Below are 14,589 nucleotides of genomic sequence, written 5' to 3' on the forward strand. Positions count from 1 at the left end.
GCGGCTCTCACCGCAGCCCCGCCCCTCCCCTCCCCTCCCCCCTCTTGCCCCGTCTCCGCGAAAGGAGGCCCCTGCGATGCCGTTGTCCGCCGCACTGGCCGTGTTCGTCCTGACCGCGTCCATGTTTCTTCTGGCCTTCGCCGTGTTCTCGGGCCGCGACACCGTCCGCGCGCGCACTGTCGCCAACCTCCGCCGCGGCATCGACGACGGGTTCGCCTCCCAGGTCGACCTGACCGGCGTCGACGTCGACGACTCCCGCAGCCGCCTGTACGAGGTCGCCCGCCGCCTGACTCCGGTCGGCACCATCCGCCGGCTCGAGAAGCTGTCCATCCGCGCGGGGCGGCCCCGCGGCTGGTCCATCCAGCGGTTGGTCGTGGCCAAGATCGTCGTCCCGCTCATCGTGGTGCTACTGGGTCTGGCGCTGCTGCGGACCAACCCGGAGCCGCTGCTGCTCCTTCTCACGTTGGGGACCGCGGTCGTCTGCTACTTCCTGCCCGAACTCCTCCTGCAGAGTCGTGGCCAGGAGCGCAATGACGAGATCGCGCTCGAGTTGGCCGACACCCTCGACCAGATGACGATCGCCGTGGAGGCCGGCCTCGGCTTCGACGCCGCCATGGCCCGCGCCGGCCGCAACGGCACCGGCCCGCTCGCGCAGGAACTCATCCGCACGCTGCAGGAGATCCAGGTGGGTCAGTTACGCCGCACCGCCTACGAGCAGCTCGCCCTGCGCGCCGACGTCCCCGACCTGCGCCGGTTCATCCGCGCGATCATCCAGGCCGACGCCTACGGCATCTCCGTCGCCGACGTGCTCCGCACCCAGGCGTCCGAGATGCGGCTCAAGCGGCGGCAACGGGCCGAGGAGAAGGCGCAGCAGGTGCCGGTGAAGGTGATCTTCCCCCTCCTGGTGTGCATCCTGCCCGTACTGTTCATCGTGCTGCTCGGACCGACCGCGATCAACATGATGGAGGCGTTCTCCTGACGTGACCACCCCTGTCACCGCCCTGATCTGCGCCCTCCTCTGCGGCGGTACCGCCGCTGCGCTCACACGGTGGATGCGCCGCCTCGTCGAGTCCGACTCGCGGTGGCTGCGCAGCGGACTGCACGTTCTCCTCTCCGCGGCCGGAGGCGTCGGCGCGACGGCACTGGCGACGAACTGGGCCGAGTTGGTGGCGTTCGCCGCACTCGCGGTGGCATGCGGCCTGCTCATCGCGATCGACCTGGCGGTGTTCCGCCTCCCCGACGTGATCGTGGGGCCGCTCTACCCCATCCTGTTCGCCGGGCTCGCGGTGTCCGCCTGGCTCACCGACGACTGGGCGGGCCTCGGACGGGCCGCCGCCGCGGCTGTCGCGCTGCTCGGCTTCTACTTCGTCCTGGCGTTGATCAACCCGTCCGGCCTCGGGTTGGGTGACGTCAAGCTGTCGGGCGCGCTCGGGGCGCTCCTCGGCTGGCTCGGCTGGCCCGCCGTACTCGCCGGCACCCTCGCGGCGTTCGCCCTCAACGCCGTCGTCGCTCTCGTGCTTCTCGCGTCCCGGCGGGTCACCGCCAAGAGCGGTATCGCGTTCGGCCCCGCTATGATTCTCGGCGCGGTGCTCGGCGCCGCCTACTGGGTAGCGCGCTCGACGGCCCTCGCGGGATAGACGGGCTGGCGCGCCCCGCTGTCAGCGGCGACCTCCCGCGCTCACGCCGCAGCGCCTGCCGGGCCGAGCGACAGCCGGTCGGCGTCGGCCCCCACGCTGATCAGGCGAAAGCCGCTGCGTCCAGTCCGGAGCGATGGTGGTGGATCTGGTCGGCGAGCGTGGTGACGTGCGTCTGATGCAGTACTGTCACGCCCCCTGCCGTGCGGGCCCGCGCCAGCGTCGACAGTGCGAGACCGGTCCCGCCCAGCCGGTACTCGCCGAGCAGGTCGAGGGTGAGGTCCTCGTCGTCGTCCCCGTCGCCCGCCCGGCCATCGGCGCGTCTCACCCGGTCACCCACACCGCTCGGGTCCCGGCCTCCGGCGCCGGTCACCGACCTGGCGCGCACGCGCCAGTCCTCGGCGCCCTCCATGCACGCCACCACCGCGTCGAGTAGCGCGGCGGCGGGCACGGCAGGCGCGATGACGCTCGCCGTGGCGACCACGTTGGGGACGAAGCCGGCCGACCCGGGAGCCGGTTCGGTGGCGGGGTGGGGCCGGATCGTGGCGCCGAGGCCGGTCACGTAGTCGTGGAGCGGTGTCACTGGAACTCCTTGACCACACCGTCGCGGTCGACCGCGATGCCGTCCGGCTCCGCGCCCTCCGGCCACCACTGCTGCGTCCGGTACATGTGGCGGCGCACGCGGCAGGGCGGACCCACGAACAGGAGCTTTGACGCGCGGGGGCCGAGCAGTGGCCGCAGCTCAGGTCGGTCGCGGAGGGCGAGGATCGCGGTGAGCAGCGCGCTGGGCTCGACCGTGAAGTAGTCGGTCTCCAGCAACAGCAGCGGGGTGTCGAAGTCCTCCCATCGCACTCGCACCTTCACGCCTGACACGCGCTCGGGCGGGACCACGATCTTCGCCCCGGGCTGATACCGGCGCAGGTATTTGCGGTACCCCTCGTGATCGCGGACGTCGTTGGTTGACTCCGCGTCTCCGAGTTCGTCCCACGCCAGCGTGATCCGACCGATCCCCCGCCAGTAGGTGATCGACTCGGGCGTCATCCTGATCCCGCGGAGCATCTGCCACAGGCAGAGGAGGATGAAAGACGCCCCCGCGACGATCAGCAACGGGCCCGTCACGGTCGGGTCGTTGATTCCGTCCAGCTCCGTCGACGGCCACCCGATGAGCTCACCGTAGAAGACGCCGCTCGCCGCCATCGACGCGCCTGCGCAGATCAGGAGCACGAGCTCCGCCGAACCGACTCTGGGCAGCACCCAGGTCGCACCCCGGAAGTTCACGACCCGGTTCGGGAGCACATCACGGAACCCCACGCGGATCGGGATCACCGCCATCCCGAACAACCAGAAGGCACCGAGCGCCACGGGGTAGGCCGTCCGCTCGTCTGCAGGTTGGGTGGCCACCGGGCCGAAGTAGAGGAGCACAAACGCGAGAACAACCCAGAACAGCAAGAACGCACGGACGGGCTTCACCGGCCTGCATACCGCGTGGCAGGTGTACGGGAACGGCCTCGCGGCGAGGTCAGTTCGCACGGTCGAAGGCTCCCCTCACCCACGAGGCGGCGAGTGCGCCGTGGATGTCCAGATAGAGCTGGCTCAGCTCGTCCGAGATCTGGTGGATGAGCGGCTCCACGGTCTGACGGAATCCGATGCACCCGTTGATCAGCTGGGCGCCGGGCACCAACGCATCGACGGTGGCCACTCCGTCGAGATCCGACAACGCGCCGATGGCCCGGGATTTGAACTCGACGGTATTCGCGAAGGTCACGAGCAGGTCGGGAACAATGTCAGTCGAACCTGCCGCAGGCGCGCCGGGCGGGATGTGGTCAGGCACGTGCGGGCCCTCCTCGCTAACCGATGATCGCTGCACACGGTAGTGCCCCGATCCGGCTGAGTGGGGCCGCTCCTCGGACCTGCAGCTGTCCGATCCGCAACCACGAAATCCGCTACTCCGCGTGGGGATTCGCTAGCCCTGTGGGAGTAGCGGATCCCGACGCGGGGTAGCGGATTCGGGAGGGGGCGGCCGGGAGGGGGCTGGGCCGGGAGGGGCTGGCCGGGAGGCGGCTCGGCCAGGAAACGGGCTGGGCCGGGAGGGCCCCAGCCGAGCCGGTCAGACGGCGGCCCGGAACCTCCGCAGGCGCAGGCTGTTCGCCACCACGAACACCGAGGAGAACGCCATCGCCGCGCCCGCGATCATCGGGTTGAGCAGTCCGGCAGCGGCCAGCGGCAGCGCCGCGACGTTGTAGGCGAACGCCCAGAACAGGTTGCCCCGGATGGTGCCCAGCGTGCGCCGCGACAGGCGGATCGCGTCGGCCGCCGAGCGCAGGTCGCCGCGGACCAGCGTGATGTCGGAGGCCTCGATCGCCGCGTCCGTGCCGGTGCCGATCGCCAGACCCAGGTCGGCGGTGGCGAGGGCGGCCGCGTCGTTGACGCCGTCGCCCACCATCGCCACGGCCCGGCCCTCGGACTGCAGGCGGCGAACCACCTCGACCTTCTCCGCGGGCATGACCTCGGCGATGACCGTCTCCGGGCCGGGATCGATCCCGACCTCGGCGGCCACCGAGGCGGCCACGGCGGCGTTGTCGCCGGTGAGCAGGATCGGCGTGAGACCGAGGTCCCGGAAGCGGCGGATGGCCTCGGCGGAGGTGTCCTTGATCTGATCGGCCACCACGAGGACCCCGCGGGCCCTCCCGCCCCAGCCCGCTGCGACCGCCGTGCGGCCGGCCTGCGCGGCCTCGGTGAAGGCCGCCTCGAGCTCGTGCGGCAGCGGCATGCCCCGCTCGGCCAGTAGCGCGGGCCGACCGACGACGACCACCTCGTCGTCGTCACCCACCCGGCCCGATACGCCCAGGCCCTCGTGGTTCCGGAAGCCCTCGACGGCCGGCAGCGCGCCGACCTCCTCGCGCGCGCCGGCGGCGATCGCGCGGGCGATGGGATGCTCGGACGCGTCCTCCACGGCACCTGCGCGGCGCAGCACCTCGGCGCGCACCTCACCATCCGCGACGGCTGTAGAGACCAGCGCGTGCTGACCGGTGGTGACGGTGCCGGTCTTGTCCAGGACGATGGTGTCGACGCGGCGGGTGGACTCGAGCACCTCGGGGCCCTTGATGAGGATGCCCAGCTGCGCGCCGCGGCCGGTGCCCACCATGAGCGCCATCGGCGTGGCCAGGCCGAGCGCGCACGGGCAGGCGATGATGAGCACCGCCACGGCCGCGGTGAACGCCATCGACGCGCCGCCCCCGGTGAGCATCCAGTACGCGAACGTGCCCGCGGCCAGCACCAACACGATGGGCACGAACACGCCCGAGATGCGGTCGGCCAGGCGCTGCGCGGCGGCCTTGCCCGACTGGGCGTCCTCGACCATCCGCGCCATCTGCGCGAGCTGGGTGTCGGCGCCCACGCGGGTCGCGCGCACGATGAGGCGACCGCTGGCGTTGACGGTGCCGCCCACCACCGCGTCGCCCGGACCGACCTCGGCGGGCACGGACTCGCCGGTCACCATGGAGGTGTCGACCGCGGAGGCGCCGTCGACGATCTCACCATCGGTGGCGATCTTCTCGCCGGGCCGCACGACGAACTCCTCGCCGACCTGCAACGCGTCCACCGGGATGCGCGTCTCGACCCCGCCGCGCAGCACGGCGACGTCCTTGGCGCCCAGCTCGAGCAGCGACCGGAGCGCCGCGCCGGCCGAGCGCTTGGACCGGGCCTCGAAGTAGCGGCCGAGCAGGATGAACGTGGTCACGCCCGCGGCGGCCTCGAGGTAGATGTCGCCCGCGCCGTCGCTGGGCGAGAGGCTGAACTCGAACCCGTGCGTCATGCCGGGCATGCCGGCGTGACCGAAGAACAGGGCGTACAACGACCACAGGAACGCCGCCGACGTGCCCAGCGAGACGAGCGTGTCCATGGTGAACGCGCCATGGCGCAGATTGATCGCGGCCGCGCGGTGGAACGGCCACGCGCCCCACACCACGACCGGCGCGGCGAGGGTGAGGCTCAGCCACTGCCAGTGGGTGAACTGCAGCGCCGGGACCATGGCCATCGCTATGACGGGGATCGACAGGATGGCCGAGATGATGACGCGGCGGCGCAGGTCGTCGACCCGGTCGGGGCCGGCGGCATCGTCGGTCTGGTTGTGCGCGCTGCCGACGGTACGGCCGGCGTCGGCGGCGGCACTGTCCGTGGCGGTGGGTGCCGGGGTCCGGGGCTCGGTGTTGCGAGGGCGCGGCAGCCGCGCGTGGTAGCCGGCCTGCTCGACGGTGTCCAGCAGGAGCTGCGGCTCGATCCCGTCGGCGATCTCCACGCGCGCCTTCTCGGTGGCGTAGTTGACCTCGGCGGTGACGTCGTCGAGTTTGTTGAGCTTGCGCTCGATCCGGTTCGCGCACGACGCGCAGGTCATGCCCTCGATCTGCAGCTCTACGAACGTCGTGGCGGGCGCCGCGCCGGTGGCGCGCGGGGAGTCGGTGGCGGAGGTCCGGGTGGAGTCGCTCGCGGTCATCGCGGTCAGGCCTCCGTGAGTGTGTACCCGGCCTCGTCCACGGCGGCGCGGACCGCCGCGGGATCGACCGGGTCGGAGGAGACGACGACGAGGCGACCGGACTCCAGATCGACCTCGACCTCCGTGACGCCGGAGATCTCGGAGACCTCCTCCTTCACGGACGCGACGCAGTGGCCGCAGGTCATGCCGGAGACGGTGTAGGTGGCGGTGGCGGACATGGTGTTCCTTCTTTCAGGCGTATGGGTGGGGCGCGGTCTCAGGACCGGACCAGGCGTGCGATGGCGGCGTTCGCCTCGGCGAGCTTGGCCTCGGCCTCGGGGCCGCCGTGCTCGATGGCGCCGGCGACGCAGTGGCCGAGGTGCTCCTCAAGCAGGCCCAACGAGACGGACTGCAGGGCGCGGGTCATGGCGGAGATCTGCGTGAGGATGTCGATGCAGTACTTGTCCTCCTCGACCATCCGCTGCAACCCCCGGGCCTGTCCCTCGACGCGGCGAAGCCGCTTGAGGAGGTCGTCCTTGTGGGGGGTGTATCCGTGCTCGGCCATGGCACATACGGTACCCCCCTAGGGTATGCGCCGCAAGGGCGGCGGCCGACCGGTGTCTTTCTCCCGCAGCCCTTCCTATGGTCATCAGCAACCGCGGTTCCGTTGTCGACCCGTCGAGAAAGGAATGGCCGCCATGACGACCACCCGGTCGGATCACGCCGCCTGAACCCGGAGGCACGGGTATCGACACATCGAGCGACCGAGCGACCACCGAGGAGACGACATGCCCAAGACCGGCAAGGACGGCCACGCCAAGGAGAGCGAACTGCCCTCGACCCTCCAGCGCAGCGACCAGAAGGCCAAGGACACGTTCGCCAAGGCCTACGACTCCGCCGAGGAGGAATACAGCAGCGAGTCCCGTGTGGCTCGCACCGCCTGGGGCGCGGTGAAGCACACGCACGAGAAGGTCGGCGACCACTGGGAGCCCAAGGATTCCTCGGGTCCGTCGGATCCGAGGTCGGAGAGCGGGGGCCCGAACCCGTCCGGGAGGTCCGAGGGCGGCGTCGACGCCAACGCGACCAAGGACCATCTCTACGAGCAGGCACAGAAGCTCGACATCCCCGGCCGCTCGGACATGACGAAGGACGAGCTCGTCGACGCGCTCCGCAAGGCCAACGACAAGGAGACCAGGAAGAGCCGCGAGAAGTGAGAGATCCCGCGATTCCCCGCGATGTTCGGCGGGGTCATGCTCGCGATCGCGGCCACCGCCGTCGACGATCTCGTGGGCGATGAGGCGGAGGTCCCGCTGACACTGGCGATGAGCAGCAACGCCGCCACCTGGCTGGTCGCGACCGTCGCGGGGGCGATGATCACCACGGTCGGAGTGGTCTTCTCCCTCATCGTGGTCAGCCTCCAGCTGGCCAGCGGCCAGTTCTCACCACGGGTGATGCGCTCGTTCATCCGCGACCGCCTCAGTCAGGGCGTCATCGGCCTGCTGGTCGGCACGTTCTTCTACTGCGTGCTCATCCTGCCGAGCATCAACGGTGAGGCGACGGCGCCCGCCCCGCGGATCTCCGTGAGCCTCGCGGTCGTCCTCACGGTTGTCACGGTGGTGGGGATCATCGCCCACCTCGACCACCTCGCGCGCGGACTGCAGGTGGGCAACCTCGCGCGGGCGATCTCGGTAGAGGGACGCTCCGTCGTCGAGGCGGTCGCTCGCACTCCCGCCGACCTGCACGAAGTGGACCCCCGCGAGCATCCGTACCCGAGGACGCCTCCGCGGTCCCGGCTCGACGCAGCGGCTGGGTCAGCCAGGTGGACATCGGCCAGATGCTCAGATCCGTGGACCCGGGCACCACGATCCGCATGGAAACCAGGGTCGGTGCCTACATCCACGAGGGCGAGCCCCTGTTCACCGTGCACCCGGCCCAGGCCCGGCGCACGGAGCACGCCCTGGCGGAAGCGATCGACGTCGCCGCCGCGCGGACGATGCTCCAGGACGTCGACTTCGCCATCCGGCAGCTCGTCGACATCGGCCTTCGAGCACTGAGTCCTGCGATCAACGACCCGACCACGGCCGTGGAGATCCTGCTCCGGTTGGGCACTCTCATGCGCAAGGTCCTCACCTCCCCGCCGGCACCGCTGGCGATCCGGGACGAGCAGGGGCGGGCACTCCTCCAACCGTGGAATCTGCACCCCGACGAGTTCGTCGAGCACGCCTTCGACCAGATACGCCAGAGCTGCCTCGACCAGCCCGAAGTCGTGGCGACGTTGCTGCGGGTCCTTCGCATGCTCATCGCCCACGTTCACGAGGAGGGGTGCTCGGATCGCGCCGGGGCCCTCGAGAAGCAGATGCATATCACCCTCGAGATGGTGGCGCGGCAGCCGGGGATCCACCCGAAGGATCTGGAGCGGCTGCAGGCGCTGTCCTCCGACGAGACCGACCCCGCAGGTCACAGCCGGTAGCCGCCGAGGCGAGTCCGCGCCGGTGGTTACGTGGTGATCCACACCAGCCGTTGGTGGGAGCGCCACCGGGCGCGGCGCGAACGCCGGGCCCCGTCCGCCGTTCCACGCTGCCCCGGGGTCTTCACCGACCCGCCCTCCCACGACACCTCACCGCGGCGGGCGAATTCCGACTAGGCTCCGCTTATTCGTGATCTACGCCATATGAGTCCGGGGGGACCGTGACACCTCGACGCACAGCGCTGCGCGCCGCCGCATTCGCCGCCGCCATCACCACCACCGTCGCCGGAGGGGCCCTCGTCGCCCCTGCCGCGTCAGCGCAGGGGTCGTCCAACGCCCCGGCGCCCGCGTTCTATCAGCCGCCGGCCGACCTCCCCAACGGCAGCGGCGCCCTGATCAAGACGGAGGCGTTCCCGCTCGCCGGCGCCCTCCCGGACATTCCCGGCGCGGAGGCACTCACCGACGGCGCCGGCCCTATGTCGACGGACGCGCAGCGAATCATGTACACCTCCGTCGGCTCCCGGGGCCAGCACATCGCCGTGACCGGCACCTACCTGCAGCCACGGGCCCCCTGGGCCGGCGCCGGTTCGCGACCGCTCGCCGTGATCGCGCCGGGCACGCAGGGGCAGGCGGACCACTGCGCGCCGTCGAAGACCTTCCAGAACGTGGCCAGCGTCCAGACGGATCCGCCCGGTGTCGGGTTCGGCTACGAGATCATCCAGGCCTACGCCCTGCTGGCCCGCGGGTACGCGGTGGCCGTGACCGACTTCGAGGGACTGGGCACGCCCGGCCTCCACTCGTATGTGCACCGCGAGGCCCAGGCCCGCGCCGTGCTCGACCTCGCCCGCGTCGCTCCGTCCGTCCCCGGTTCGGACACCGGCCCGAACCCGCGCACAGTGTTCTCCGGGTACTCGCAGGGTGGCGGGGCGGTGGCGGCCGCGGCCGAGCTACATCCGGAGTACGCGCCAGAGATCGACCTGGTCGGGACCGCCGCGGGCTCGCCACCGGCCGATCTGCTGGCCACGCTCGACCAGGCCGACGGGTCCGCCATCGCCGGCGTGATCGGCTACGCCCTCAACAGCCTCTCCGACGCCTACCCCGAACTGAAGGAGCGGATGGACGTCCACCTCACCGACGGTGGCCAGGCGATGCTGACCTCGACCGCCGACCAGTGCATCGGCGAGACCGCGGTCCAGTTCTTCCAGCACCGCACCGCCAACTACACCAAGACCGGCCGACCCGCCGTGGAGATCGTCCGCGAGGACCCGGTGGCCATGAAGTACCTGGAGATGCAGCGGGTGGGGCGGCTGAAGCCCACCACCCCGGTGCGGATCGTCTCCCCCGTGAACGACGATGTCGTCCCCGGCCACCAGTCGCAGCAGCTCGGTCGCGACTGGTGCGCCCAGGGCGCCACGGTCGACATGGTCATCGACCCGATGCCCGCGATGGCACCCGGCCTCGTGATCGGCCATGCCGCGCCCATGATCACCGGGCTGGACGGGAATCTGCGCTACCTCGACGACCGCATCAACGGGCTGCCGGCGCCCAGCAACTGCGGAACCTACTGACCTCGACCTCGGTTCCGCCGACCCCCGCCCCGGCCCGCACACCTCGCAGTCCTACGCCGTCCCCGTTCTGGCCACTGCCCGCCATCGAAGAGACCCCGCAAGCAGCTTGCGCAATCTAGTTGTAGAGTTGGCGCATGCCGGACCCCACCGCGTCTCGGGCCCCGGGCGGTCCCACCGAACCCGACGCCGTCACGCTCGCCACCGACCTCCGCGAGGCACTGCGCCCGCTGTGGCGCCGGCTCAGCGCCCACAAGACACTGTCGATGGGCAAGACCGGGATCCTGTTCCACCTCGAGCAGCGCGGGCCCCTGACCGCCACCGACCTCGCCGGTCTCGAGCGGATCAGCCACCAGGCCGTGGCGAACGCCGTGAGAGAGCTCCAGGATCTCGGCCTGGTCTCGCGGACCCCCGACCCGTCTGACGGTCGCCGCACACTCCTCGCACTGACCGACGCCGGGCGCGACCGGCTGACCGCCGAGCGCGCCGCCGGCCAGGACTGGCTTGTCGACGCCGTCGCCGGCCAACTTCATGCCGACGAACGCGCCACCCTCGCCGCCGCGATCCCCCTGCTCCGCCGCCTGGGCGCCGGGACCGAGCGGTGATCGCGCCGTATCGCCGGCCGGCGCCCCGCTGGTTCACCCAGTCCCTCGTCTACGCCGCCCTGACCAGTTCGGTCGTGAGCTCGTTGGGCATGCTGCTGGTGCCGTCGGTGGCCGCGGAGTTCGGTGTCCCGGTGAGCACGGCGCAGTGGATGCTCACCATCAACCTGCTGGTCGGCGCGGTCGCCACCCCGATCATGGGCCGCCTCGCCGACGGCCCGCACACGCGGCGACTCCTCCTCGCCAGCCTGAGCGTCATCTGCGTCGGGTCGGTCGTGGCCACGCTCGCGCCGAATTTCGCCGTCTTCCTCATCGGCCGCGCCCTGCAGGGCCTGCTGTACGGCACGGTGCCCATCACGATCGCCCTCGCCCGCCGGCATCTCACGTTCACCGCGTCCCAGCCGACCATCTCCACGCTGTCGGTCACGGTCTCGGTGGGCATGGGGCTGGGCTATCCGCTCACCGGCATCCTCGCGGCGTCGTTCGACCTGCGGGCAGCATTCGCGTTCGCCGCCCTCTTCGTCGTCACCGCCGCGGCCGGGGTCTGGCGATTCGTGCCGGCGGGCCCCGATCCGCTGGCGCCCCGCACCCCGTTCGACACGACCGGAGCGCTTCTCCTGGGCACGGGCCTGGCGGCGCTGCTGCTGTGGATCTCCGAGTCGCAGACGTGGGGGTGGACCTCCGCCACCTCACTGGTGGTCCTGGTGGTTGCCCTGTATTCGCTGTTCTTCTGGGTGGTGCACAGTATTCGCACCCTGTACCCCCTGGTGAATCTGCGGGTGGTCCGCCGGCCGGAGGTCCTGCTGGCCAACGCCACCGCCATCGGCCTGGGCACCGCGATGTACATCGGCCTGTCCATCGCGAGCCTGGTGGCGCAGGCTCCGCGTGAGACGGGTTTCGGCCTCGCGGTGCCGCTGATGTGGGCGGGTTTCATGATGGCGCCGCTGTCGGTGGGCAGCCTCGTCGCCAACCGCACCGTCCGGGCCCTGTCCCGGCGGTTCGACATGGCAGTGTTCCTGCCGGTCGGCGCCGCCGTGATGACGGTGGCGTCTGTGCTGCTGTGGCTTCGGCACAGCGACTTCTGGACCCTGGCGATCGGCATGTTCCTCTTCGGCGCCGGCATCGGTTCCGGGCACGCGGCGATGCCGGCGCTCATCGCCCGCAGCGTCGCCGTGGACCAGCTGGGCAGCGCTGTGAGCTTCAATCAGGTCCTGCGCACGGCGGGTGGCGCGGTCGGTGCGGCGCTGTCGGCGGCGGTCCTCGCCGCCCACCCGTCCGGCTCCACGTACTCGACGGACGAGGGCATCACCATGGCGTTCGGCGTGGGCGTGGTGTGTTGTGCGGTGGTGATGGCGGCGTTGGTGGCCCACGCCGTGCTGTCCCGCCGGCGTACGGGGTAACGCCCGGGGAGAGGGGCGACGACGACGAGCCCACCCGACGCCCCGCCGTCCGCCTTCGCCCGCGATACCGTTCGGAGCATGCGCGCGCTGAGCTGGCTCCCCATCGTCATCGTCACCGTGGTTCACCTGGCCGCGCTGGCGGCGGGGTCTGCGACCGCGGGCGCGTGGTCGCAGGTCCTGCTCATGCCCGCGCTCGCGCTGGTGTTACTGGTGCTGCCGCGCGACGACCGCGGGCCAGCCTGGCCCTGGGCGCTCGGCGCACTGGCCGCGAGCTGGGTGGGCGACTCACTGCCCCGGCTCGTGCCGGAGGACGCGGAGTTCCTCGCGATGGTGGGCGGGTTCGCGGTGGCCCAGGTGCTGTGGATCGTGGCGTTCACCCGCGTCGAGCGGGGCCGCTCGCCCATGGCGTGGACGCTGCTGCTGGTCGTGGTCGCGGTCGCGTTGCTGGCGGTGACGGTGCCGGAGGCGGGTGTGCTCGCGCCGGCCGTGGTGGTCTACGGGCTGCTGCTGCTCGCGGTGGCGTGGCTGGCGGCGAGCCACGGCTGGGTCGGCGGGTTCGGGGGTGCACTGTTCGTGCTGTCCGACGGGCTCATCGCCCTGGGCGCCTTCCGCCCCGACCTCGTCGACTGGCCCCAGTGCGACCTGCTGGTGACGGCCACCTACGTCGCAGCGCAGGCACTGTTCGTGGTGATCATCCTGCTGACGCGCTCGCCGGAGCGCACGCCCCCGCCGGAGAGGTCATCTCGCCCCCGCAGAGGCAGCGACACGATACGTTGACCGCTGCCACATCCCCCGCTATCGAACAGGTGCGCCGTGCCCGCCAGCAGAATCCCGTTCGTCCGTCCCCGACGAGCGGCCAGCCGGGCGTCCGCTCTGGCGGGCGTTGTCGTCGGCCTCGCCCTCTACGTCGCCGCGTTCCTGCTCAACTCGCCGATGGAGTCCTGCACGTTCCGACTGTCGATGCTCGAGAACGGTGCCACGCAGCTGACGCACTGGGACTACAGAACCGAGTGGGCCGGACTCGTGGCGAGCCGGTGCGACGCCACCCTCGTCGACGGCCCGCAGTCAGGCCTCGAGCATTCCGAGCGCGTTATCGAGTGGGGGCCGTCAGCCATCGCGGCAGTCGGACTCACCATCGCTGGCATCGGGCTGTGGCTCCTGGTGACGCCACGTGCCCGCAGGACTCGCTGAAGCGACACACGGCTGGGTCCGACTCCGGCCCCGGTCGATTCAGTAGGAGATGGCGCGCTCCTTGACCTTGAACCAGATCGAGAAGTCCTCGGCAGCCCGACGGACCTCGTCGTAGCTCGAGCCGCTGGTCAGATCGTCGAAACTGTCGCGGACACCGTCGACACCCGTGGGGCGGGTCTCCTTGGGCATCCCGAAACCCATCTTCCAGTCACCGAAGCTGCGCCGGGACGTCTGCTCCACGACCAGGACCTGCAGTCGGTCGTGCCTGTCGTCAGCGGAGATGTCCTCCATCAGGGAATCGATCTCGGCGGGCGGTCCCTCCAGGAACTGGATGAAGGTGTCGTTGCGGTACAAGAGCAATCCGGTGATCCCGGCGTCCCGGTTGCGCCGTCGCGCCGTGTACAGGATCGCCTCCAGGTCGGCGGGGTCCATCGGCCGCGAGGCCACACTGCTGTACACCAGATACTTCAGCGTCTCAGCCCGGTCTGTCTCTCCCACACCCGCGCCCGCCGTCATCGGTCGTCCCCGGCGGGAGCAGTGGCGAAGTACAGGTCGTTCAGGCACGTCATCGACCTCTCCAGTGTGCGGGCCTCACCTCGCGGTTGCGACATCTCGTCGAACTTCCTGAACGTGCCGTCCGACGTCTGATCGATATAACCCACGAAATTCCCCCGGTGGCTACCGACGAAGAACGCATCCTCCACCTGCGACCAGCGGACATCGTCGTCGTGGTCGCCGTTGCTTTCCTGACTCATTACCGCCTCTTCATTCGCATCGCGAGTGGCCTTCGCGCGGACCTCGGGGACCGGCTTTCACCACAAGCGGCCCAGTGTGTCAGGGGCCAGCCGACGCCGCCACCGGCAGACGTGCGAGCAGGCCTCTGATTTCAGCCAGGCGGCCCGTGCCGACTCCTCTCACCAGGTGATGCGCTCCGGGCGGGCGTCGGCGAGGACCTCCTCGCGGTCATCCGCCAGCAGGAAGCCCTCCTCGATGAGCCGGTCGGTGGCCTCGGTGTAGGCCCGCAGGTACTCGTCGCGGTCCGACCACCGCTGGCGCAACTGCTCGTCCGGAACCACCTCGGTGCGACCGAGCAACATACAGAAGGGCGCGGAGTGCGGATAGGGCGCACCGACCAACCTCTCGACCGGCGCCTCCACGGCCGGGGTCCTCACGCCACCGCGGCCGATGCCCAGGTCACCGGGGACCACCTCGTCGTCGTCGTACTCCACCGGCGGCGCGACCGGCGGGCGCGCTCCCCC

General features: G+C 70.9%; 17 protein-coding genes and 1 pseudogene. 9 read left to right on the plus strand and 9 right to left on the minus strand.

Annotated elements, in window-relative coordinates:
• The first annotated feature begins 76 nt into the window (after window positions 1-76).
• Together DCI01S_RS14335 and DCI01S_RS14340 are read left to right on the plus strand one after the other, a co-directional pair.
• Window positions 77-979, plus strand: coding sequence for a type II secretion system F family protein (locus DCI01S_RS14335; protein ID WP_061229856.1), 903 nt, complete (start codon window positions 77-79; stop codon window positions 977-979).
• Window position 980: 1 nt separating this feature from the next.
• Complete coding sequence (locus DCI01S_RS14340) at window positions 981-1,637, plus strand: prepilin peptidase (protein WP_061229857.1); 657 nt, start codon at window positions 981-983, stop codon at window positions 1,635-1,637.
• 100 nt (window positions 1,638-1,737) lie between these two features.
• Here DCI01S_RS14340 and DCI01S_RS14345 read toward each other — a convergent pair whose 3' ends face one another.
• From DCI01S_RS14345 to DCI01S_RS14370, 6 genes are all read right to left on the minus strand, one after another.
• On the minus strand, window positions 1,738-2,217 hold the full coding sequence (locus tag DCI01S_RS14345) for a hypothetical protein (protein ID WP_061229858.1): 480 nt from the start codon (window positions 2,215-2,217) through the stop codon (window positions 1,738-1,740).
• Complete coding sequence (locus DCI01S_RS14350; protein WP_153038685.1) at window positions 2,214-3,164, minus strand: hypothetical protein; 951 nt, start codon at window positions 3,162-3,164, stop codon at window positions 2,214-2,216. The genes DCI01S_RS14345 and DCI01S_RS14350 overlap by 4 nt, the downstream gene beginning before the upstream one ends.
• The gene (locus DCI01S_RS14355; RefSeq protein WP_146193789.1) at window positions 3,154-3,465 is read right to left on the minus strand and encodes a hypothetical protein; all 312 of its coding nucleotides are present in this window, start codon (window positions 3,463-3,465) and stop codon (window positions 3,154-3,156) included. The genes DCI01S_RS14350 and DCI01S_RS14355 overlap by 11 nt, the downstream gene beginning before the upstream one ends.
• A gap of 276 nt (window positions 3,466-3,741) precedes the next feature.
• Window positions 3,742-6,126 carry a heavy metal translocating P-type ATPase gene (locus tag DCI01S_RS14360; RefSeq protein WP_061229861.1) on the minus strand — a complete coding sequence of 795 codons (2,385 nt, stop codon included), beginning with the start codon at window positions 6,124-6,126 and terminating at the stop codon, window positions 3,742-3,744.
• Between the two features lie 5 nt (window positions 6,127-6,131).
• The gene (locus DCI01S_RS14365) at window positions 6,132-6,344 is read right to left on the minus strand and encodes a heavy-metal-associated domain-containing protein (RefSeq protein WP_061229862.1); all 213 of its coding nucleotides are present in this window, start codon (window positions 6,342-6,344) and stop codon (window positions 6,132-6,134) included.
• Window positions 6,345-6,382: 38 nt separating this feature from the next.
• On the minus strand, window positions 6,383-6,670 hold the full coding sequence (locus DCI01S_RS14370) for a metal-sensitive transcriptional regulator (protein WP_061229863.1): 288 nt from the start codon (window positions 6,668-6,670) through the stop codon (window positions 6,383-6,385).
• A gap of 223 nt (window positions 6,671-6,893) precedes the next feature.
• On the opposite strand from DCI01S_RS14370, the gene DCI01S_RS14375 reads away from it, so the two are divergent.
• From DCI01S_RS14375 to DCI01S_RS14405, 7 genes and pseudogenes are all read left to right on the plus strand, one after another.
• Entirely contained in the window at window positions 6,894-7,319 is a 426-nt protein-coding gene (locus tag DCI01S_RS14375) for a ChaB family protein (RefSeq protein WP_061229864.1), read from the plus strand.
• A 36-nt stretch (window positions 7,320-7,355) separates the two neighbouring features.
• A pseudogene (locus tag DCI01S_RS16910) lies at window positions 7,356-8,575 on the plus strand (DUF2254 domain-containing protein).
• 218 nt (window positions 8,576-8,793) lie between these two features.
• A complete protein-coding gene (locus tag DCI01S_RS14385; protein WP_232303195.1) occupies window positions 8,794-10,140 on the plus strand; it encodes a lipase family protein in 1,347 nt (448 codons plus the stop codon).
• A 134-nt stretch (window positions 10,141-10,274) separates the two neighbouring features.
• Window positions 10,275-10,742, plus strand: a complete 468-nt coding sequence (locus DCI01S_RS14390; protein ID WP_082767843.1) for a MarR family winged helix-turn-helix transcriptional regulator — start codon at window positions 10,275-10,277, stop codon at window positions 10,740-10,742.
• Window positions 10,742-12,139, plus strand: a complete 1,398-nt coding sequence (locus DCI01S_RS14395; RefSeq protein ID WP_153038689.1) for an MFS transporter — start codon at window positions 10,742-10,744, stop codon at window positions 12,137-12,139. Before DCI01S_RS14390 ends, DCI01S_RS14395 begins: the two co-directional genes overlap by 1 nt.
• Window positions 12,140-12,217: 78 nt before the next feature.
• The gene (locus DCI01S_RS14400; protein ID WP_061229867.1) at window positions 12,218-12,916 is read left to right on the plus strand and encodes a lysoplasmalogenase family protein; all 699 of its coding nucleotides are present in this window, start codon (window positions 12,218-12,220) and stop codon (window positions 12,914-12,916) included.
• Window positions 12,917-12,952: 36 nt separating this feature from the next.
• Complete coding sequence (locus tag DCI01S_RS14405) at window positions 12,953-13,330, plus strand: hypothetical protein (protein ID WP_061229868.1); 378 nt, start codon at window positions 12,953-12,955, stop codon at window positions 13,328-13,330.
• 39 nt (window positions 13,331-13,369) lie between these two features.
• Here the strand turns inward: DCI01S_RS14405 and DCI01S_RS14410 are convergent, their stop codons facing one another.
• From DCI01S_RS14410 to DCI01S_RS17630, 3 genes are all read right to left on the minus strand, one after another.
• On the minus strand, window positions 13,370-13,846 hold the full coding sequence (locus DCI01S_RS14410) for a BLUF domain-containing protein (protein WP_061229869.1): 477 nt from the start codon (window positions 13,844-13,846) through the stop codon (window positions 13,370-13,372).
• Window positions 13,843-14,085, minus strand: a complete 243-nt coding sequence (locus DCI01S_RS14415; protein ID WP_061229870.1) for a hypothetical protein — start codon at window positions 14,083-14,085, stop codon at window positions 13,843-13,845. Before DCI01S_RS14415 ends, DCI01S_RS14410 begins: the two co-directional genes overlap by 4 nt.
• A gap of 159 nt (window positions 14,086-14,244) precedes the next feature.
• The coding region (locus DCI01S_RS17630; RefSeq protein WP_269747528.1) for an alpha/beta hydrolase domain-containing protein at window positions 14,245-14,589 on the minus strand (345 nt) is incomplete at its 5' end.

The organism is Dietzia cinnamea NBRC 102147, from assembly GCF_001571065.1.
Taxonomy (GTDB): domain Bacteria; phylum Actinomycetota; class Actinomycetes; order Mycobacteriales; family Mycobacteriaceae; genus Dietzia; species Dietzia cinnamea.